General features: G+C 64.8%; 12 protein-coding genes. 4 read left to right on the top strand and 8 right to left on the bottom strand.

Translation table 11 applies throughout. The annotated features are described in order from the left end of the window. Positions 1 to 13 precede the first annotated feature (13 nt). On the top strand, positions 14 to 2,833 hold the full coding sequence (locus CAG34_RS16765) for a dermonecrotic toxin domain-containing protein (RefSeq protein WP_085591337.1): 2,820 nt from the start codon (positions 14 to 16) through the stop codon (positions 2,831 to 2,833). Here the strand turns inward: CAG34_RS16765 and CAG34_RS16760 are convergent. From CAG34_RS16760 to glnE, 8 genes are all read right to left on the bottom strand, one after another. After that, positions 2,794 to 4,236: a lipopolysaccharide kinase InaA family protein gene (locus CAG34_RS16760; protein WP_085591335.1), complete on the bottom strand. Its 1,443-nt coding sequence runs from the start codon at positions 4,234 to 4,236 to the stop codon at positions 2,794 to 2,796. The genes CAG34_RS16765 and CAG34_RS16760 overlap by 40 nt on opposite strands. Further along, positions 4,236 to 4,988 carry a lipopolysaccharide kinase InaA family protein gene (locus CAG34_RS16755; protein ID WP_025337413.1) on the bottom strand — a complete coding sequence of 251 codons (753 nt, stop codon included), beginning with the start codon at positions 4,986 to 4,988 and terminating at the stop codon, positions 4,236 to 4,238. The genes CAG34_RS16760 and CAG34_RS16755 overlap by 1 nt, the downstream gene beginning before the upstream one ends. Beyond that, positions 4,985 to 5,719 carry a lipopolysaccharide kinase InaA family protein gene (locus CAG34_RS16750; protein WP_085591333.1) on the bottom strand — a complete coding sequence of 245 codons (735 nt, stop codon included), beginning with the start codon at positions 5,717 to 5,719 and terminating at the stop codon, positions 4,985 to 4,987. Before CAG34_RS16750 ends, CAG34_RS16755 begins: the two co-directional genes overlap by 4 nt. Continuing rightward, complete coding sequence (gene rfaP, locus CAG34_RS16745; protein WP_025337411.1) at positions 5,719 to 6,525, bottom strand: lipopolysaccharide core heptose(I) kinase RfaP; 807 nt, start codon at positions 6,523 to 6,525, stop codon at positions 5,719 to 5,721. The genes CAG34_RS16750 and rfaP overlap by 1 nt, the downstream gene beginning before the upstream one ends. After that, the gene (locus CAG34_RS16740; RefSeq protein ID WP_013970538.1) at positions 6,522 to 7,646 is read right to left on the bottom strand and encodes a glycosyltransferase family 4 protein; all 1,125 of its coding nucleotides are present in this window, start codon (positions 7,644 to 7,646) and stop codon (positions 6,522 to 6,524) included. The genes rfaP and CAG34_RS16740 overlap by 4 nt, the downstream gene beginning before the upstream one ends. Continuing rightward, positions 7,646 to 8,704 (bottom strand): lipopolysaccharide heptosyltransferase I, encoded by a 1,059-nt coding sequence (gene waaC / locus CAG34_RS16735; RefSeq protein ID WP_015268679.1) that lies wholly within the window; start codon positions 8,702 to 8,704, stop codon positions 7,646 to 7,648. Before waaC ends, CAG34_RS16740 begins: the two co-directional genes overlap by 1 nt. Continuing rightward, positions 8,705 to 9,754, bottom strand: coding sequence for a lipopolysaccharide heptosyltransferase II (gene waaF / locus CAG34_RS16730; RefSeq protein ID WP_013970536.1), 1,050 nt, complete (start codon positions 9,752 to 9,754; stop codon positions 8,705 to 8,707). Between the two features lie 203 nt (positions 9,755 to 9,957). Then, positions 9,958 to 12,891 carry a bifunctional [glutamate--ammonia ligase]-adenylyl-L-tyrosine phosphorylase/[glutamate--ammonia-ligase] adenylyltransferase gene (gene glnE / locus CAG34_RS16725; protein ID WP_085591331.1) on the bottom strand — a complete coding sequence of 978 codons (2,934 nt, stop codon included), beginning with the start codon at positions 12,889 to 12,891 and terminating at the stop codon, positions 9,958 to 9,960. 383 nt (positions 12,892 to 13,274) lie between these two features. Between glnE and aceE the strand changes: the two genes are divergently transcribed. The 3 genes from aceE to CAG34_RS16710 all read left to right on the top strand — a co-directional run bounded on the left by aceE (position 13,275) and on the right by CAG34_RS16710 (position 20,658). Then, a complete protein-coding gene (gene aceE, locus CAG34_RS16720; protein WP_025337408.1) occupies positions 13,275 to 15,920 on the top strand; it encodes a pyruvate dehydrogenase (acetyl-transferring), homodimeric type in 2,646 nt (881 codons plus the stop codon). Positions 15,921 to 15,933: 13 nt separating this feature from the next. Then, positions 15,934 to 17,577: a dihydrolipoyllysine-residue acetyltransferase gene (gene aceF / locus CAG34_RS16715; RefSeq protein ID WP_046614466.1), complete on the top strand. Its 1,644-nt coding sequence runs from the start codon at positions 15,934 to 15,936 to the stop codon at positions 17,575 to 17,577. A 390-nt stretch (positions 17,578 to 17,967) separates the two neighbouring features. Next, the gene (locus CAG34_RS16710) at positions 17,968 to 20,658 is read left to right on the top strand and encodes a bifunctional diguanylate cyclase/phosphodiesterase (protein ID WP_085591329.1); all 2,691 of its coding nucleotides are present in this window, start codon (positions 17,968 to 17,970) and stop codon (positions 20,656 to 20,658) included. The last annotated feature ends 146 nt before the right edge of the window (positions 20,659 to 20,804 follow it).

The raw sequence follows: 20,804 nt of genomic DNA, 5'->3' as shown, positions 1-20,804 counted from the left end.
AAGGAGCCATACCATGACACCTTTGCAGCGCCTCGAAGCGCTCGATCAACAACTCATCGCCCTTGAGCAAGGCAAACCCGAACTGGCGGGCGAAACGGAACCGGCCGCCCTGCGCCAGCGTTTTTTTGGTGACCTGGCAGCGTTCTGGAACGCCCCTGTCGAAACAGGCCACAGCCGCGTCCGGCAACTGCGCGAACTGCGTCATGAGCAACTTCTGGCCGAACTGGAACTGCGCCTCGCCGACCAGACCCTGGACTACAGCCACATCAGCCTGCTGCGCACCTCCCTGGAGCTGCCGCTACCCTGGCAGCGCAACCACCTGCCAGACACCCACCGGGCCCAGGTTTATCGGCCGGTATTCAACCGTTCAAGCCCCCATGGCCGGTTGCCGTTACCCGGCGTGCTGGTAATGGTGGCAGAAGCACCGGAAGGGGCCATTGCCGAGCCCGCAACAGCCACAGGCCAGGCACTGCTGTGCAGCGTGTCTCATGGCGTTGAAGGCTTCGCCAACCTGGCCGAACTGCACAGGGAGCTGTGCGAGCGCCTGGACGACCCCATGCAAAGCCGGCCAATGCTGCAACTGCTACCCCGCCTGCAGGACCAGCAACTGGTCCGGTGTGCCGACCGGCTGCGCTACGAGTGGTTTACCGGCGACCTGGTCGAACAACAGGCCACTGACGTGATCGACGCGCAGCATCAACGGCTCACCATCGCCTGGCACGCCGCCTGGGCGCTTGACCAGAACCCGGATCTACCGGCACTGAAAAGCACCCTGGCCAAACAGCAGTCACTGACCGATCTCATGGGCAGCCAATATGCGTTGTCCACCCGTTATGCGCTGCTGCTGGAAAAACACCTGCCCGCTTGGCTGCGCCAGAGCTCCACGAAAAGCCTGACGCACATCATGCAAACGATCCAGGAGCTCGCCGGGGCCATCACCCAGGCTGCTGCACCCGGCCTTTTGACCCTGGAGGCATTCGGTAATCGCCACCACCTGCTGGCATGGGTGCGCGAACGCCTTGGCAAGGCGCTGCGGCGCGAATTCTCCATCGACTTGCCTGCCGAAAAAGTCTGCATAACCGTCACGCTTGCACACCGCACCGGCCCGCTGATCAACCCGCTGGCACCTTCGGGTTACGTGGCCGTTGCCAACCGTCGCCATGTCGGTGGCACCATCGAACTGGTAACCACCACCTACCGCCTGGACGAGCTGGCCCTGCTGAACATCGGCTGGTTCGACGTCGATTACTGGCTGACTGCCCGAATACACCACGAAGACGGTTCCACGCTGGAGTCAATATCCGCAGAAGGGGTAAAGCGCCTGGTGCGCGAGCTTGACGCCGGCAGTGGCTACATCCGCTACCTGCGAACCCACCTGCTGGAGTCTCCAGGTGCGCGCTGGCGCATGCAATGCCACGGCAACATGAACCGCGCCCGCATGCGCGCCGAGGCGGCCAAGGCCCGCTATGCCAGGCACTTTCTGAACGATACCCACGAGCGAGGCTATCGCTGGGTCAAAGCCGTCACCGACCACCCCGACAACAATTGGCGCCCTACCATCGACGAGCATCGTATCGCGGTGCGCCAGCTGATCATCGACGGGCACACGCTGCAAGGGGTACTGCTGCTCAATGCCGAGAGCGACAACCAGCCGTCGCTGGTGCTGTATACACCGGACGCACCCGACCGGCGCGCATGGCGTGAATACCCCGATACCCGGGCGCTGCTCAGAACCCTTCGCAGCACGCCGTCCTTGCGAAAATACCTGATCCAGCGCGCGCCTCTGGCTGATGGCAAGCGGCTCGACAAATTGGTGCGCAAGGGCCGCCTCGGGCCATATGTGCAAAGGCCAATGATCAACGGCAACCTCTTCGATGCCCTTTACAAGGCCCAGGTCCACGCCATGATCGCCGAGGCCGATACCAACAGCCGCAGCAACCGCGAGCTGCTCGGCGAGTACGGGCTGTCGACGCTGCGCCTGGTTCTCGACATGATCAGCCTCGTGCTACCGGCCCCGACAATGTCAGCCCTAGCCTTCGGCCGTATGTCGATTTCGCTGTGGGACGGCTTCGAAGCCCTGGAAAAAGAGGATTACGCAGCAACCTTCCACCACGCCATGGCCGCTTTGAGCCACAGCGCCGACGGGTTGTCCAGTTTCGCTGGCTCGCCCCTCATGCGCAGGGCGATGCGCGGCCTGCCACCGCAACCCCCGCGCCCACTGCCGAAAACCCACGAAGCGGCCGTGGACGTGAGCAAGCTGCGCTACCGGATCGACGGGGTTCATGGCGAGGAAGTGTACGAACAGATCAACAGCGTGCCAGGCCCGGACCGTTACTTCGTCAAGGACAGCCAGGGGCGGTTGTACAACGTCCACTTCGACGGCTATCGCTGGCGGGTGCTCGACCCCAGGCAGCCGGATGCCTACGCGCAGCTGCCGATCAAACGGCTGCGCAATGGCAATTGGGTGGTCGATTCCATCGTGCTATGGCATGACGGGTTGCCTGACGTAGCCCAGCTGTTGGAAGAGGTACGCCTGCAACCGCCGCTCGAGGGCGAATCGGTGGCAGGGGAAGCCGACCTGCACGACGCCGGGGGGCAACTCTATCTACAGCTGGGTGACCAGCAGTTGCCGGTTCGTCGGCACCTGCTCGCCGGGCATTACCATCTGCTGCTGCCCGAGAAGGCACTGGGCGCAGTCCACGCCTGGGCAGTACTGCGCCAACAGGGCGGCCAATGGCGTATTCGCGTGCGCCAGCCAGGCCGCAGCAGCGACTGGCTGGCACTGCCGGCGGACTACTCGGCCAGCTTGGGCAGCAGCCGGTCCAGCCGCTGATGCAAGGCACTGCCACTCGGCCAGTTGCGCAGCAGCCGCGCCCGATCACGGGCGTAGGCCGGGGCAAAGCTGAGCTGGGTGGCGTGCTGGCACATGGCGTCGAGGTCGATCAGCGACCACTGGCCGTTGTGCCAGAACAGGTTGTGGCCCTTGAAGTCACCATGGCTGATACGCTCGCGAATCAGCTGCTGCATCACATGCACCAGGGCATCCACCTGCTCCTCGGGCGCATCGCCGTTATCCACGTAGGGCGCGAAGCATTCGGCCAGGTCTGGGCCATCGATATACTCGGTGACCAGGTAGGCACGGCTTCGCAGCCCCATCACCCGTTGTTCCAGCACCGCGAGTGGACGCGGCGTGGCAATATCGAGGAATTCCAGGCGGTGGCCTTCGACCCAGGAATGCCAGGCCCGGCTCGGGCGCCAGAAGCGCTTGAACCAGTGCGCGGTGTTCTTGATGTTGTAGCGTTTGAGCACCAGCGTGCGGCCGCCAACCTCGATGCGCGCCACGCTGGCCGCACCACCGGTCTTGTACAGGTGGCCCTGGTCGATCAACGCGTCGGCCTGCTCCAGCACCGGCAACATGGCTTCGGCCTCGTCGCGGCGGACTGCCCGCAAGCCCGAAAGGCTGCGCTCGACACTGAACAGGCTGCATTCACGACCAGCCTTTTCCAGGTAATCCTTCTGGCGCCAGCTGCGCACCTTGTCCACCTGCTTCTGCAAGGCTTCCAGCGGCAGCGCATGCTCGGCGTTGGCCAGCAGGTAGTGCACCAGCAGTTCTTCGATGAACGGCTCCAGGCGCTTGGGTAGCTGGGCGAAGAATACCCCCAGGTTTTCCAGCACACGTGGGCGCGACAGCTGCTGGCCAGGCGTTTCGGCCTTGATGCCGGCGCCGTCGATCAGGTACAGCTTGCCGCCGTGGCGCAGCAGGTTGTCCAGGTGCAGGTCTTCCTGCCACAGGCCCCGGGCGTGCATGTGCGCCACTGCGGTGAGCGCCTCGCCCAGCACCAGGTGCTGCTCGTCGGCCAGTACCGGCAAGCTCTCCACTGCCGCCCAGGCATCGGCCAGGCTTTCGGCGCCGTCGAGGAATTCGAACAGCAGCCAGCCGCCCTCGCCTTCCTTGAGGCCGTCGGCCAGCAGCTTCGGCGTGGTCAGGCCCTGCTCGGCCAGCAGCTTCACGCCCTGCAGTTCGCGCTGGAAATGCCGTGCAGCGTTACCACCGACCAGCAGCTTGGCCAGCACCGGAGTGCCGCGCCACACGCCGGCGCCCACATAGCGCTGGCCCGGCAGCACGCGCAGCAGGCTGAGCAATTGCAGGTCGGCCGTGCCGGCAGCATCGGCCAGGGTGATGCTCAGGGGCAACGAGGGGCTGCGCCCGGCCTCTTTCAATTCAGACAAACGCATCAGCGGGCCTCTTTTTCACGACGGCGTTGCGTCAGGCGTTGCAGCCAGGTATCGACCAGCGTGCCATCGGCAGGCTGCGCCAGGTAGCTGGCCAGCAAGGTACGTACATCACGCTCGCTCCAGACCGGGGCACGACGCAGCAGCGGCTCCAGGTCCTTGAGACGGTCACGCATGCCGAACAGCAGGGGGCGGGTCTTCTCCAGGTCGATCAGTTGCGCGTCCCAGCCTTCGCGGCGCTGGCGCAGGAAGATGTGCTTGGGGTAGAAGCAACCATGCACCTGGCCGGCGCTGTGCAGGGTGCGCGCCAGCTGGCCGCAGGCCTGCAGGACGCCATTGCGTTCAGCATCGCTCAGTTGTGGCCACTGGGCCAGCAGGCTGTCGAGGTCGGCCCATTCGTCCAGGGCGCGAGTCATCAGGATCGCCCGGTGCGTGCCGCCTTTCTTGCGCTCGCCATAGAACACCGCCTGCAAGGCCGGAATCTGCAGCTTCTGGTAACGGCTGATGTTGCGGAATTCGCGGGCGAAGGTCGGCTCGCCGAATGGCCGGTGCAGGGTACGGGTCAGGTAGTCGCTCTGGCGCTTGAGGTAGTAGCCCTTGCCTTCGAGCTCCAGGCGGAACACGCTGCTCCAGCCACCGCGGCCGGTGTTCGGTTCGTCCACGGCATCCAGTTGCAGCGCCCACAGCGCCTCGAAGTCGTCCAGGCCATGGCGTTTGAGCAGCGCGAGGTCCGCGCTGGCCAGGTAATCGGTCATTCCCTTCCCTCGAAAAAGCTCACCACCTGGCGAATGCGCTTCTTGTCACGCGCATTCAGCCGGTCGCGGCCACGGTATTGCAGGTAGAAACGCAGGCGCTGGGTTGCCGACAGGTGGTATTTGGCCACTTTGTCCAGACACGCCAAGTCCTTGATCATCCGGTGCCGCCACATGAAGCCGCGCCAGAAATCGCCGGTGGGGCAGTCGATGAAGAATAGCGTGCCCTGGTCGTCGACCAGCAGGTTGCGCCATTTCAGGTCGTTGTGGGCGAAGTGGTGCTGGTGCATGACCCGGGTGTGGCGCGCCAGCTGGCTGCTGACATGCCCGACCCAGGCGCGATCGGCCAGGCGTGCATCGTTGCGCTCGGCCAGCGCCGACAGGTCTTCGGTGCGCGGCAGTTCGCGGGTGATCATGGCCCCCCGGCCAAAGGCCAGGCCATTGCGCTCCAGGCCCCAGGCCACCACTTCGGCAGTGGGGATGCCCCACTTGTCGAACTGCTTGAGGTTCTGCCATTCGGCCTTGATCCGCGGCCGGCCCAGGTAACGGCGCATGTGCTTGCCTGCCCCGGTGTAGCGCTTGACGTAGTAATTGACCCCGTCACGCTCGATACGCACCACCTCGCTGATCGGGTCGCGGGTCAGGCGCTCGCCTTGCAGGGCAAATACCGCTTCCAGGCTGCCGAAGTCCGCCGCCAGGTGTTCATAGCCTGGCGCCAGTGTCCACCCCGCCATCAGAGTGCATCCCCATAACGTTGCTTGCGGTCATAGAGTTTCTGCGCCTTGCGCTCCAGCCAGGCGAGCAGCGCGGCTTCATCCTTCAGGACCTGCCGCAGCGGCCGCTGGAAGTAACCGCGCAGGAAGCGCAGCTTGTCGCGCTGGGTCAGGCCGATGTCCAGCGCCGAGAAGTACAGCGCGGCCAGGTCCTTGTCGCGCCAGCGTCGGCTGATTTTCGCCCGGGTCTGCGCGCGGTGCAGGTCGATCACCGACAGTTTGAAGTCGTCCGCCGTCACCGGGCGGTCGGTGTGCAGCAGGAAGTGGCAGATGTAGCAGTCGCGGTGGTTGACCCCGGCGCGGTGCATGCCGCCGGTCATCTTCGCCACTTCGGCGATCAGCGCGCGCTTCAGGCGCGGCTCGGGCGGCTGCCTGACCCAGTCGATGCTGAAGTCTTCCAGGCTGATGGTCGGCGCCAGTTCTTCGGTGATGATGAACGAATGCTGCGCGGCCGGGTTGCTGCCACGCTCGCCATAGGCGACGGCAGTCATGGTCGGCACGCCAACCTGGTGCAGGCGCTGGATGGCCTGCCATTCCTGGCCGGCGCCAAGCACCGGCAGCTTGGCGGTAAGCAGGTTCTTGAAGATCTCGCCCCAGCCGATGCCGCGGTGGATCTTGACGAAGAAGCCCTCGCCAGCGACCTCGGTGCGCAGCGTGCGGCGCCCTTCCAGTTCGCGATAGACCTCGCCTTGCAGCGCCTCCACGGCATCGAAGGCATCACGCCCGGCCCACAGGCGCTTGAACGGTTCGGCCAGTATCAGCTTCATGCGGACTCCTGCCCCAGGATCACGTCGGCGGCATGCTGCGGCATGCTGTACAGATCGGCGGTCTCAGCAAACGCCAGGCCGTTGCGCGACCAGCTGGCGCGGGCCTGTTGGTCTTCGAGCATGCGCTGCAGGTAACCATTGAGCTGTTCCTGCTCGAACGGCTCGTCCAGCACCAGGCCGCTGTCGGCCTCGGCAATGTAGTGGGCGTAGCCGCACACCTTGGACACCAGCACCGGCAGGCCGGCCACCAGCGCCTCGAGCAGCACCGTGCCGGTGTTCTCGTTGTACGCCGGGTGGATCAGCAGGTCGGCGCCCAGCAGGAAACGCGGGATGTCGCTGCGGCCCTTGAGGAACTGCACCTGCTCGCCCAGGCCCAAGGTAGCGCTTTGCAGCTGGAACACCTTGGGGTCATCCTGGCCGATCACCATCAGCCTGGTGCGCTTGCGCAGGGCCGACGGCAGTGCGGCCAGGGCCTTGAGGCTGCGGTCAACGCCCTTGGTCTTGAAGCCCGAGCCAATCTGCACCAGCAGCAGGTCGTCATCGCCCAGGTTGAATTCCTTGCGGAACTCGGCGCGGATTTCGCCGGCATTGGCCGGCGCGCGGCGGTCCTGGGAAATGCCCGGCGGCAGCAGGTGGAAACGCTCCACCGGGGTGCCGTAGTGCTTGATGAACAGCGGCTGCTGCACCTCGGAAATCATCAGCACTTCGGTATGGGCGTCCTTGGCGAACACCGCACGTTCGTACTCGGCAAAGTGCCGGTAGCGGCCCCAGCGGCGGTACAGGCCGCCACGCAGGGTCTGCGCCTTGTCCTCGAAGCAGCCGTCGGCGGCGTAGTACACGTCCAGCCCAGGCATCTTGTTGAAACCGATCAGGCGGTCGACCGGGCGCTTGGCCAGGTCGGCGGCCATCCAGGCGCTGAGCTTCTCGTTGCGGCGGTGGTTGAAAATCGCCTTCACCGGCGCCACCAGCACTTCGAAGCCCGGCGGAATGTCACCCTCCCAGATCAACGTGTACACACGGATCTGGTGGCCCCGCTTCTGGCATTCCAGGGCAATGCGCATGAAGTCGCGCTGCAGCCCGCCGAAGGGGAAATATTTGTAAAGCACGAAAGCCAGTTGCATCAACGGACATCCTCAGCCAGCAGCAACGCGCTCAAGCGGCTCGCCACATGCTCGGGATTCAGGCGAGTGAAGCACAATGGCCACTCGCGTTTCAGATCGAACCGGCGCAGGTCATCGGCGCTCGGTTTGTAGGTGCACTTTTTCTGCAGGCAGGGCGCGCAGGGCCAGTCACTGGCCTGGTGAATCTGGGTCCGTCCGTAGGCGCCGGTCAGGCCCGGGTTGGTCGGGCCGAACAGCGAAATGGTGGGCACATCGAGTGCCGCCGCCAGGTGGCCGAGGCCGGTATCGACCGCCACGCAGGCTTTTGCCGCCGCCAACACGCGTGCGACGCCGGCAAGGTTCAATTTGGGGAGCACCTGGCAGTTGTTCAAGCCCTGGGCGATGCGCTCGGCCCGCGCCTTCTCGGCCGGGTTGCCCCACGGCAGGCGCACTTCCAGCTTGCGCCGGCCCATGCGCTCGGCCAGTTCGCGCCAGTAGGCTTCGGGCCAGTGCTTGGTCGCCCAGGTGGTGCCATGCAGGAACACCACATAGGGGGCGGCCGGCGGCAGTTGCAGGCGCTCGAGGTCGAGGCCGTAGTTGCCGATGCCTTCCGGCAGGTCGTAGGCCAGGGCCATGGCGAACAGCTGGCGTACCCGCTCCACCGCGTGCTGGCCGGTGGCAACCGACAGGCGCCGGTCATAGAAGCGGCTGGCCCAGCCTTCGCGGGCCGAGTAGCGGTCCAGGCCAGCCACCGGCGCCTTCACGTAGCGGGTCAGCCAGGCCGATTTGACCAGGCCCTGGGCGTCGATCACCAGGTCGTACTTGCGCTCGCGTACACGTTGCTTGAACGCCTTCCACTCGCCGCTCTTGATGGTTTGCCAGAGGTTCTTGCGCCAGCGGCGAATGGCCACCGGGATCACCTGGTCGACCGCCGGGTGCCAGCTGGGGATTTCGGCGAAGCCTTCTTCCACCACCCAGTCGAAGCGGATGCCCGGGATGGCGTGGGCGGCATCGGTAAGCGCCGGCAAGGTGTGGATCACATCACCCAGCGACGAAGTCTTGATGATCAGTACCCGCACTTAGTCGACCTCGGCCACGGTATCGATCAGGTCCGGCCCGGTCAGGCTGTGCAGGGCAGCAATGACTTTACCCGGTTCCAGCAAGCGCAGGCAGTTGTAGTGGCCGAAGCGGCAGGTGCGGTCGAAGCACGGGCTGCACTCGATGCCGGTGCGCACCACTTCCACGTGCTCGGCCAGCGGCGGGGTGAAGCCTGGCGAGGTCGAGCCGTACACCGCCACCAGCGGGCGGTTCAGCGCGGCGGCCACGTGCATCAGGCCCGAGTCGTTGGACACCACGGCATGGGCGCAGGACATCAGGTCGATAGCCTCGGCAAGCGAGGTTTCGCCGGCCAGGTTGGACGATTCTTCACGCAAGCCCGGGATCAGCCGGTCGCGAATCTGCTCACCAACCGGGTGATCGTTCTTCGAGCCGAACAGCCACACCTGCCAGCCCTGGCGGATCATCGCATCGGCCACGGTGGCGTAGTGCTCGGCAGGCCAGCGCTTGGCCTCGCCGAACTCGGCACCGGGGCACAGCGCCAGCACCGGGCGGTCCAGCTCCAGGCCGAACTTGGCCAGGGCGGCGTCGCGGCTTTGCGCTTCGATCTGCAGGCTGGGGCGCGGGTACGGCTGCGGCAGCTCGGCGCCGGGCGCGTAGGCCAGGGCCATGAAGCGCTCGATCATCAGCGGGTAGCGGGCCTTGTCCAGCTTGCGCACGTCGTTGAGCAGGCCGAAGCGCATTTCGCCACGCCAGCCGGTGCGCTTGGGGATACCGGCAAAGAACGGCACCAGCGCCGACTTGAGCGAGTTGGGCAGCAGGATGGCCTGGTCGTACTGGCCGGCCAGGGACTTGCCGATGCGCCGCCGCGTGGCCAGTTCCAGTGCGCCGTGGCCGAGCGGGAAGCTCAGGGCCTGACGGACCTCGGGCATGCGTTCGAGGATCGGCCGGCTCCACTCGGGGGCCAGCACATCGATCACGCAGTCGGGGTGCTGCTGTTTCAGGCACTGGAACAGGGTCTGCGCCATCACCATGTCGCCGACCCAGCTGGGGCCAATGATCAGTATTCTCATGCTTAGTCCAGAAACGCTCGGGGAGGCTACAGGCTGCGGTACAGCCTGGCCTCCCCTCTTTATATTCAGGCTATGTGGCGGACAGTGTACCACTCACATGGCCCATTCGCGGGCACGCCCGCTCCCACAGGTATTGCACGGTCCTCTAGGTCTGCGCTTTCCCTGTGGGAGCGGGCATGCCCGCAAATGAGGCCAACTCGGTATCAGGTCAAACCCAATTCACCCCAGATCCGCCGCACCTCACGGCGTTCATCGGCAAACTGCGCCGCATCGATAACCCCGGCCTGCTTCTGCAGGGCCTGGCGATGCGAGGCCGAGCGGAACGCCTTGTACACTTCACGCAACAGCACCGCGTCACTGGCCGGCATCAAACCCGCCTGCTCCAGCTCTTCCAGAATGCGGATGTTATCGGTCCATCGGAGTATGGCCGGGTGGTCGTGGGACCAGGCCAAAGCGGCGTATTGCACCATAAATTCGATATCGACGATACCGCCGGCATCCTGCTTGATATCGAACGGCACACCGGCCTCGAAGGCGTTTGCCGCGGTACCGGCTGCGGTGGCCTTGGTGCCGAGGTTGTCGCGCATCTTGGCGCGCATTTCGCTCACTTCGCTGCGCAGTTTTTCCAGGTCGCGGGCCTGGCCCAACACCTTGGCGCGCACGCCTTCGAACGCCGTGCCCACCTGCTTGCAGCCCACCAGCACCCGGGCCCGCACCAGGGCCTGATGCTCCCAGGTCCAGGCCTCGTTCTGCTGGTAGCGCTCGAACGCTCCCAGCGAACTCACCAGCAGGCCCGAGGCCCCTGACGGGCGCAGGCGCATGTCCACGTCATACAGCTGGCCCGAGTTGGTCTGGGTGGTCAGCAGGTGAATGATGCGCTGGCCCAGGCGGGTGAAGAACTGCGCACTGTCGATCGGCTTGGCGCCGTCGGTTTCCGCCTGCGGGTCGCCGTCATGGATGAATACCAGGTCCAGGTCCGAACCGTGACCCAGCTCCAGGCCACCTACCTTGCCGTAGCCGATGATGATGAAGCCCGGGTCGCACAGGCTGCCGTCGCTGCGCTTGGGCTGGCCGTGGCGGGCCACGGTCTGGCGCCAGGCCAGGGCCAGTACCTGGTCGAGGATGGCCTCGGCCAGCCAGGTCAGGTAGTCGCTGACTTTCATCAGCGGCAGGTTGCCGCTGATTTCCGAGGCGGCCACGCGCAGGCTGTGGGCCAGCTTGAAGTGGCGCAGCGCCTCCATTTGCTGTTCCAGGTCGTCCTCGGGGATGCGCGTCAGGCGCTCGCGCAGTTCGCTGGCCAGCTCCGGCGCCAGTGGCGGGCTGAACAGGCGGCCTTCATTGAGCAGTTCGTCGAGCAGCAGCGGGTAGCGGGCAATCTGCTCGGCAATCCACGGGCTGGCGGCACACAGGGTCAGCAGGCGGCGCAAGGCGCCGGGGTTTTCGGTGAGCAGTACCAGGTAGGCAGAACGGCGTGCCACCGCCTCGACCAGCGGCAGCACGCGCTCGAGCACCAGGTCGGGGTTGTCATGTTCCACAGCCTGGGCCAGCAACCGCGGGATAAAGGCGTCCAGGCGCTCACGGCCAATCCGCTGCATCGAACGCAGCTGCGGGCTGGAGCGCAGCGCGGCCAGGCGCCGCAGGGCTTCTGCGGGCTGCTGGAAACCGGCCTCCTGTAGCTGACGGCCAGCAGCATCTTCATCCTGCGCCTGCTCCCACAGCGGCGACCATTCGCCACCCACCACCAGCTCGCCCTCGCCGTCTTCATCATCCGGGTCGGCGATCACCTGGCGGAAGTGCCAGTCAATGCGGCCACGCCAGTGCGTCAGCTGGTCATGGAAGCTTTGCCAGTCGGCATAACCGAGCATGTAGGCCACCCGCGCCTTATCGGTCTCGCTGTCCGGCAGCATCTGCGTCTGGCGGTCGGCGATGGCCTGGATGGCGTGTTCGGTATAGCGCAGGAACTCATAACCCTCGCGCAACTCGGCGACCACGGCTGGCGGCAGGTAGCCCTGGCCCTCGAGGGTGGCCAGCACTTTCAGCAGCGGCCGCTGTTGCAGGCTGAGGTCGCGCCCGCCGTGGATCAGCTGGAAGGCCTGGGCGATGAATTCCACCTCGCGAATGCCACCGGCACCCAGCTTGATGTTGTCGGCCATGCCCTTGCGCCGCACTTCCTGCTGGATCAGCTGCTTCATGGTGCGCAGCGCTTCGATCGCGGAAAAGTCCAGGTAGCGGCGGTACACGAACGGCCGTAGCATCTCCTGCAGCTGCGCGCCGGCCGCCTGGTCGCCGGCCACCACCCGCGCCTTGATCATCGCGTAGCGTTCCCAGTCACGGCCCTGGTCCTGGTAGTACTGTTCAAGGGCATTGAAGCTGAGCACCAGCGCGCCGGCCGAGCCATACGGGCGCAGGCGCATGTCGACGCGGAACACGAAACCGTCGACGGTGACCGGGTCCAGCGCCTTGATCAGGCGCTGGCCCAGGCGGGTGAAGAACTCCTGGTTGTCCAGCGAGCGCTTCACCCCTTCGGTTTCGCCGCCTTCGGGGAAGGCGAAGATCAGGTCGATGTCCGACGACAGGTTCAGCTCCACCGCGCCCAGCTTGCCCATGCCCAGCACCACCATGTGCTGCGGCTGGCCGCTGCGGTTGCCGACAGGCGTGCCGAACTGCTGGCAGTGGCGCGGGTACAGCCATTGGTAGGCTTCATCGATGGCGGCGTCGGCCAGGTCGGACAGGTCGCGGCAGGTTTCGCCCAGCGCGGCCTGGCGGGTGATGTCGCGCCAGATGATGCGCAGCTGTTGGCGGTTGCGCTCGCGGCGCAGGTTGCGCGCCAGCTCGTCCTCGCTCTGCGCCGCCTGGGCGGCTGCCGCAATGTGCCCGCGCAGTTCACCCGCGGCGTAACGCCGATCCAGCTCGCCACTGGCCAGCAGGCCGAACAGCATGGCCGGCTCGCGCCGGACCAGGCCGAGCACGAAGTCGCTGGCGGCGGCTACCCGGTCGAACTGTTGCCGGTGCAGCGGGCTCCAGGCCTGGAGATCGAGTTCCGGGTGGGCAGCCACCGCATCGCTGATGAATTGCTGGTTGCGCGCGACCAGCGGCTGCAGGGTAGCGGGCAGATCGGACGGCAAAGGTAGGCGCATGGTCTATCCTTGATCGGCGTGAAATAGAGGGGAAGAAGCGGCCAAGGGGAAGCCGGACCACGGTTGGACTGTCGTACAAAAGTTGGAAATAGCTGAAAGAAACGAAAAATTGGCAACAAACATCAAGAGTTACCCGTTCGCGACACAATGCCAACCAACATGAACGTTTTTCCTCACAAGCCAGCATGCGACGAAACGTCGCACAAATGTAGTTTTACTACTACTCGTGTCGTGTAAAAGCATGAAATGCGAAAGCAAATGTAGTAAAACTACACGGCGCCGGAGGACACCCCGGTAATCCAAGAATTCACGACGTCTGCCCATAAGGCCAGTCGCAATCTCAGGCAATCGATTCTGGTTGCCTTTCCGCCCTGGAGCAAGCCATGCAAGACCTCGATCCAATCGAAACCCAGGAATGGCTGGATGCCCTGGAGTCGGTCCTCGACAAAGAAGGCGAAGACCGCGCTCATTACCTGATGACCCGTATGGGCGAGCTGGCCACCCGTAGTGGCTCCCAGCTGCCGTATGCGATCACCACGCCATACCGCAACACCATCCCTGTCACCCACGAAGCACGCATGCCTGGCGACCTGTTCATGGAACGCCGCATTCGCTCGATGGTGCGTTGGAACGCCCTGGCCATGGTCATGCGTACCAACCTGAAAGACTCGGACCTGGGCGGACACATCTCCAGCTTCGCCTCCAGCGCCACCCTGTACGACATCGGCTTCAACTACTTCTTCCAGGCCCCGACCGAAGAACACGGCGGCGACCTGATCTTCTTCCAGGGCCACGCTTCGCCAGGCGTCTACGCCCGTGCGTTCATGGAAGGCCGCATCAACGAAGACCAGATGAACAACTTCCGTCAGGAAGTGGACGGCAACGGCCTGTCTTCGTACCCGCACCCATGGCTGATGCCTGACTTCTGGCAGTTCCCGACCGTTTCGATGGGTCTGGGCCCGATCCAGGCCATCTACCAGGCACGCTTCATGAAGTACCTGGAAGCCCGTGGCTTCATCCCGGCCGGCAAGCAGAAGGTCTGGTGCTTCATGGGCGACGGCGAGTGCGACGAGCCGGAATCCCTGGGCGCAATCGCCCTGGCCGGCCGCGAGAAGCTGGACAACCTGATCTTCGTCATCAACTGCAACCTGCAGCGCCTCGACGGCCCGGTTCGCGGCAACGGCAAGATCATCCAGGAACTCGAAGGCGTGTTCCGTGGCGGTGGCTGGAACGTCAACAAGGTCGTCTGGGGCCGTTTCTGGGACCCACTGTTCGCCAAGGACACCAACGGTGCTCTGCAGCGCCGCATGGACGAAGTCATCGACGGCGAGTACCAGAACTACAAAGCCAAAGACGGCGCGTACGTTCGTGAGAACTTCTTCAACACCCCAGAGCTCAAGGCCATGGTCGAAGACCTGTCCGACGAAGAGATCTGGAAGCTCAACCGTGGCGGCCACGACCCGTACAAGGTCTACGCGGCGTACCACCAGGCGGTCAACCACAAGGACCAGCCTACCGTCATCCTGGCCAAGACCATCAAGGGTTACGGTACCGGTGCCGGCGAAGCCAAGAACACCGCGCACAACACCAAGAAGGTCGACGTCGACAGCCTGCGTCACTTCCGTGACCGCTTCGACATCCCGGTCAAGGATGCCGACCTGGAGAACCTGCCGTTCTTCAAGCCGGAAGAAGGTTCTGCCGAAGCCAAGTACCTGGCCGAGCGCCGTGCTGCCCTGGGCGGTTTCGTGCCACAGCGCCGCGCCAAGAGCTTCAGCGTACCGACCCCGCCACTGGAAACGCTGAAAGCGATCCTGGACGGCTCGGGCGACCGCGAAATTTCCACCACCATGGCCTTCGTGCGTATTCTGGCGCAGCTGGTCAAGGACAAGGAAATCGGCCAGCGCATCGTCCCGATCATCCCGGACGAAGCCCGTACCTTCGGTATGGAAGGCATGTTCCGCCAGCTGGGCATCTACTCGTCGGTCGGCCAGCTCTACGAGCCAGTCGATAAAGACCAGGTGATGTTCTACCGCGAAGACAAGAAGGGCCAGATCCTCGAGGAAGGCATCAACGAAGCCGGCGCCATGTCGTCGTTCATCGCTGCCGGTACCTCGTACAGCTGCCACAACCAGCCGATGCTGCCGTTCTACATCTTCTACTCGATGTTCGGCTTCCAGCGTATTGGCGACCTGGCCTGGGCCGCTGGCGACAGCCGCACCCGTGGCTTCCTGATCGGCGGTACCGCCGGCCGTACCACCCTGAACGGTGAAGGCCTGCAGCACGAAGACGGTCACAGCCACATGATGGCGGGCACCATCCCGAACTGCCGCACCTACGATCCGACCTACGGCTACGAGCTGGCGGTGATCATTCAGGACGGCATGAAGAAGATGACCGAAGAGCAACAGGACATCTTCTACTACATCACCGTGATGAACGAATCCTACCAGCAGCCAGCCATGCCGGCCGGTGTCGAGGAAGGCATCATCAAGGGCATGTACCTGCTGGAAGAAGACACCCGCGAAGCCGCGCACCACGTACAGCTGATGGGCTCCGGCACCATCCTGCGCGAAGTCCGCGAAGCAGCGAAGATCCTGCGTGAAGAGTTCAACGTCGGTGCCGACGTGTGGAGCGTCACCAGCTTCAACGAACTGCGTCGCGACGGCCTGGCCGTGGAACGCGCCAACCGCCTGAAGCCTGGCCAGAAGCCACAGCAGACTTACGTCGAGCAGTGCCTGAACGGTCGCAAGGGCCCGGTCATCGCCTCCACCGACTACATGAAGCTGTTCGCCGAGCAGATTCGCCAGTGGGTACCGAGCAAAGAGTTCAAGGTCCTGGGTACCGACGGTTACGGTCGCAGCGACAGCCGCAAGAAGCTGCGTCACTTCTTCGAAGTCGACCGCCACTTCGTGGTGCTGGCTGCCCTGGAAGCCCTGGCTGACCGTGGCGAGATCGAACCAAAGGTTGTTGCAGACGCTATCGTCAAGTTCGGTATCGACCCGGACAAGCGCAACCCACTGGACTGCTGAGGAGTATTTTTAAGTGAGCGAACTCATTCGCGTACCTGACATCGGCAGCGGTGAAGGTGAAATCATCGAGCTGTTCGTCAAGGTCGGTGATCGTATCGAGGCTGACCAGAGCCTGCTGACCCTGGAGTCCGACAAGGCCTCCATGGAGATCCCGGCCCCGAAAGCCGGCGTCATCAAGGAACTGAAGGTCAAGCTGGGCGACCGCCTGAAAGAAGGCGACGAGCTGCTGGTCCTGGAAGCCGAGGGCGCCGCTGCTGCGGCCCCTGAGGCGCCGGCCGCAGCCCCGGCCCAGGCTGCTGCGCCGGCTCCGGCCGCCGAAGCCGCCCCTGCCCCTGCTCCGGCAGCAGCCCCGGCTGCCGCCAGCGTGCAGGACATCCACGTGCCGGACATCGGCTCGTCGGGCAAGGCCAAGATCATCGAAGTGCTGGTCAAGGTCGGCGACACCGTTGAAGCCGACCAGTCGCTGATTACCCTGGAGTCCGATAAGGCCTCCATGGAAATCCCGTCGCCGGCTGCCGGCGTGGTCGAAGAAGTCCTGTGCAAGCTGGAAGACGAAGTCGGCACTGGCGACCTGATCTTCAAGCTGAAAGTCGCGGGCGCTGCCCCGGCTGCAGCTCCGGCACCTGCCGCTGCTGCTGCCCCGGCCAAGGCTGAGGCGGCTCCGGCCGCCGCACCTGCCGCTGCTGCCCCGGCTGCTGCCCCTGCACCGGTTGCTACCGCACCGGCTGCCGGCAGCAACGCCAAGGTTCACGCAGGCCCGGCGGTTCGCCAGCTGGCCCGTGAATTCGGCGTCGACCTGGGCGCGGTTGCCGCGACCGGTCCGCACGGCCGCATCCTGAAAGAAGACGTGCAGGTCTACGTCAAGGCGATGATGCAGAAGGCCAAGGAAGCACCGGCAGCTGCTGGCGCAACCGGTGGCGCCGGCATCCCGCCGATCCCTGCCGTGGACTTCAGCAAGTTCGGTGAAGTGGAAGAAGTGGCCCTGACCCGCCTGATGCAGGTCGGTGCTGCCAACCTGCACCGCAGCTGGCTGAACGTGCCGCACGTGACCCAGTTCGACTCCGCCGACATCACCGAGCTGGAAGCCTTCCGCGTTGCGCAGAAGGCCGTGGCCGAGAAGGCTGGCGTGAAGCTGACCGTGCTGCCACTGCTGCTCAAGGCCTGCGCCTTCCTGCTCAAGGAACTGCCGGACTTCAACAGCTCGCTGGCGCCAAGCGGCAAGGCCATCATCCGCAAGAAGTACGTGCACATCGGCTTTGCCGTGGACACCCCGGACGGCCTGCTGGTCCCTGTGATCAAGAACGTCGACCAGAAGAGCCTGCTGCAACTGGCTGCCGAAGCGGCTGCGCTGGCCGAAAAAGCCCGCACCAAGAAGCTGTCGGCCGACGAGATGCAAGGCGCTTGCTTCACCATCTCCAGCCTCGGCCACATTGGCGGCACCGGCTTCACGCCGATCGTCAACGCGCCGGAAGTGGCTATCCTGGGCGTCTCCAAGGCGACCATGCAGCCGGTATGGGATGGCAAGGCCTTCCAGCCGAAGCTGATGCTGCCGCTGTCGCTGTCCTACGATCACCGTGTGATCAACGGCGCTGCCGCCGCGCGCTTCACCAAGCGCCTGGGCGACGTGCTGGGCGATATCCGCACCATGCTGCTGTAAGGCAGCCCACTGCCCCTCCCCGCGAGGGGCAGTACCCTTTTCGAGCTGCCACGCTCGTACCTCAACCCCGTCGATTGGCGGGGCTTTTTTTTGCCCGGATTTTCCGGGAGGGCTGCACCCTCTGTGGGAGCGGGTTCACCCGCGAACACCGGCGCAGCCGGTGCCATGTACTGTGTTGGATTGTTCGCGGCGGTTCGACGCCTCGATAAACCCGCTCCCACAGGCCGCAAAGCGGCCCCGGAACTATCAGCCAGACTACAGATTCCCACCCACCAGCCGATAACCCGTCCACAGCATCACGCATGGCTGCTTGCCAGCCCCCGGGACATGATGCAACCTTGCCAGACCTGCCGCCCCCAAGGCCGCGTTTCCTCTTCAAGCGAGTCTTCGATGAAAAGCCAACCCGATGCCGCCAGCCGTGTGGCGGCCGAGGTCGTCACGCAGTTACCCGTGCCCTCGCGGCTCGGCATGCTGCGTTTCGAAAGGCTCAACGAAGCCAGCTGGACCATGCTCTACCTCGATCCGGCCTGCGAGCGCCAGTTCGGCCTGCACGCCGGCGACCTGTGCGCCCTGGTAGACGCGCCCTATGCCAGCCTGATGGAACCCGAAGCCCGCTACCGGCTACACGACGAGATCCAGCTGCAACTGGCCCAGCGCGGCTACTACCGCGTGCGCTACACATTGCACACGCCAACTGCATCGCTACGCCTGCTGGAGGCTGGGGAAGCCTACAAGCAGCACAACCGCCACCTGTTGCGCGGCTACCTGAGCGTGCTCGACGACCAGGCCGAAGATACTGGCGAAGCCGGTGCCAGCGACCTGGAATCGCGCAACAACCGCCTGCAACTGGCCCTGCAACTGAACCAGCGCGCGCAGCAGGAACAACTCGAGCATCTGGACCGGGTACGCGGCCAGCAGGACCTGATCCTGCGCCTGGCCCGCCAGCGCTACAGCGCCGGGAACTCGCTGCGGGAAGCCGCCCAGCTGATTACCCAGAGCGCCTGCGAAATCTACAAGGTCGACAGCGCCAGCATCTGGCACCTGGAAGACCAGCGCCTGGAGCCGATCATCGCCTGGTACCGGGACGCGCAGGAGCACCGCCAGCCCGAAGCCATCGATGCCAGCCGCTTCCCCGACTACCTCGACGCGCTGCACGCCAGCCGCGCCATCGACGCCCACAATGCCGGCCACGACCCGCGTACCCGGGCCCTGGCGCAAAGCCTGCGCCCGGAAAACAAGGCCATGCTCGATGCCAGCATCCGTGTCGATGGCCAGGTAGTCGGCGTGCTGTGCCTGGAACAGACCGGCCAGACACGGGCCTGGCAGTCGGACGAAATCGCCTTCGCCGGCGAACTGGCCGACCAGTTCGCCCAGGTCATCACCAACCACAACCGGCGCACCGCCGCCAGCGCTCTGCACCTGTTCCAGCGTGCGGTCGAGCAGAGCGCCAACGCCTTCCTGCTGGTCAACCGCGACGGCGTGGTGGAGTACGTCAACCCCAGCTTTACCGCCATCACCCAGTACAGCACCGAGGAAGTGCAAGGCCGCCACCTGGGCGAGCTGCCGGCGCTGGAGAACCTGAGCGAGCTGCTGTTCGACTCGCCGTCGAGCCTGGCCATGGGCAACAGCTGGCAGGGCGAGTTCAAGAGCCGGCGCAAGAACCTCGAGCCCTACTGGGGCCAGCTGTCGATTTCCAAGGTATACGGCGACAACCGTGAGCTGACCCACTACATCGGCATCTACGAAGACGTCACCCAGACCAAGCTGGCCCAGCAGCGCATCGAGCGCCTGGCCTACACCGACAACCTGACCAACCTGGGCAACCGCCCGGCGTTCATCCGCAGCCTGGACGAGCGCTTTGCCCGCGATGGCGAGTACTCGATGTGCCTGCTGCTGGTGGACATCGACAACTTCAAGCGCATCAACGACAGCCTCGGCCACCAGACCGGCGACAAGCTGCTGATCAGCCTGGCCCGGCGCCTGCGCAACAGCCTGCACGCCGGCGGTATCCTGGCGCGCTTTGCCAGTAACGAGTTCGCCGTACTGCTCGACGACACCAGCCTGGAAGATGGCCAGGGCGTCGCCCAGCAACTGCTGCGCACCCTCGACAAGCCGATGTTCGTCGACAACCAGCTGATCAACGTCACCGCCTCGGTGGGCCTGGCCTGCGCGCCACTGCATGGCGCCGACCCGGCCAGCCTGATGAAGAACGCCGGCCTGGCGCTGCACAAGGCCAAGGCCAACGGCAAGCACCAGGTGCAGGTGTTTACCGAAGTGCTCAATGCAGAAGCCAGCTACAAGCTGTTCGTCGAGAACAACCTGCGTCGCGCCCTGACCCAGAACGAGCTGGAGGTGTTCTACCAGCCCAAGCTGTGCCTGCGCAGCGGCCGCCTGCTGGGGCTGGAAGCACTGCTGCGCTGGAACCACCCCGAACGCGGCATGATCCGCCCGGACCAGTTCATCAGCGTGGCGGAAGAAACCGGCCTGATCATCCCCATCGGCAAATGGGTGGTGCGCCAGTCGTGCCGCATGAGCCAGCAACTGCGCGAGGCCGGCATGGGCAACCTGCATGTGGCCATCAACCTGTCCCCCAAGCAGTTCTCCGACCCGGACCTGGTGGCGTCGATCAGCACCATCCTCGAGGAAGAAGCCCTGCCCCCGCACTTGCTGGAGCTGGAGCTGACCGAAGGTTTGCTGCTGGAGGCCACCGAAGACACCCACCGCCAGCTGGATGAGCTGAAGGCCCTGGGCCTGACCCTGGCCATGGACGATTTCGGCACCGGTTATTCGTCGCTGAGCTACCTGAAGAAGTTTCCGATCGACATCCTCAAGATCGATCGCAGCTTCATCAACGAGATCCCGGACAACCAGGACGACATGGAAATCACCTCGGCGGTGGTGGCCATGGCTCACAACCTCAAGCTGAAGGTGGTGGCCGAGGGTATCGAGACGCCGGAGCAGCTGGCGTTCCTGCGTCGGCACCGCTGCGACGTGGGCCAGGGCTACCTGTTCGACCGGCCGATTCCGGGGCGCGAGCTGGCTGAACGGCTGAAGCGCTATCCGCGTGGTCCGGTGGCCTGACAGCCGCGCAAACCTCGGGCACTATAGAGCCCATTCGGGCCCTATCGCCGGCAAGCCAGCTCCCACAGGGACCGCTCATATCTCAAAACCTGTGATATCCCTGTGGGAGCTGGCTTGCCGGCGATGGCCCCACCACCTATCCAACT

The organism is Pseudomonas sp. B14(2017), from assembly GCF_002113255.1.
Lineage (GTDB): Bacteria > Pseudomonadota > Gammaproteobacteria > Pseudomonadales > Pseudomonadaceae > Aquipseudomonas > Aquipseudomonas putida_Z.
The sequence above is the reverse complement of the archived record's forward strand: the minus strand, read 5'-3'. Positions and strand labels throughout refer to the sequence as shown.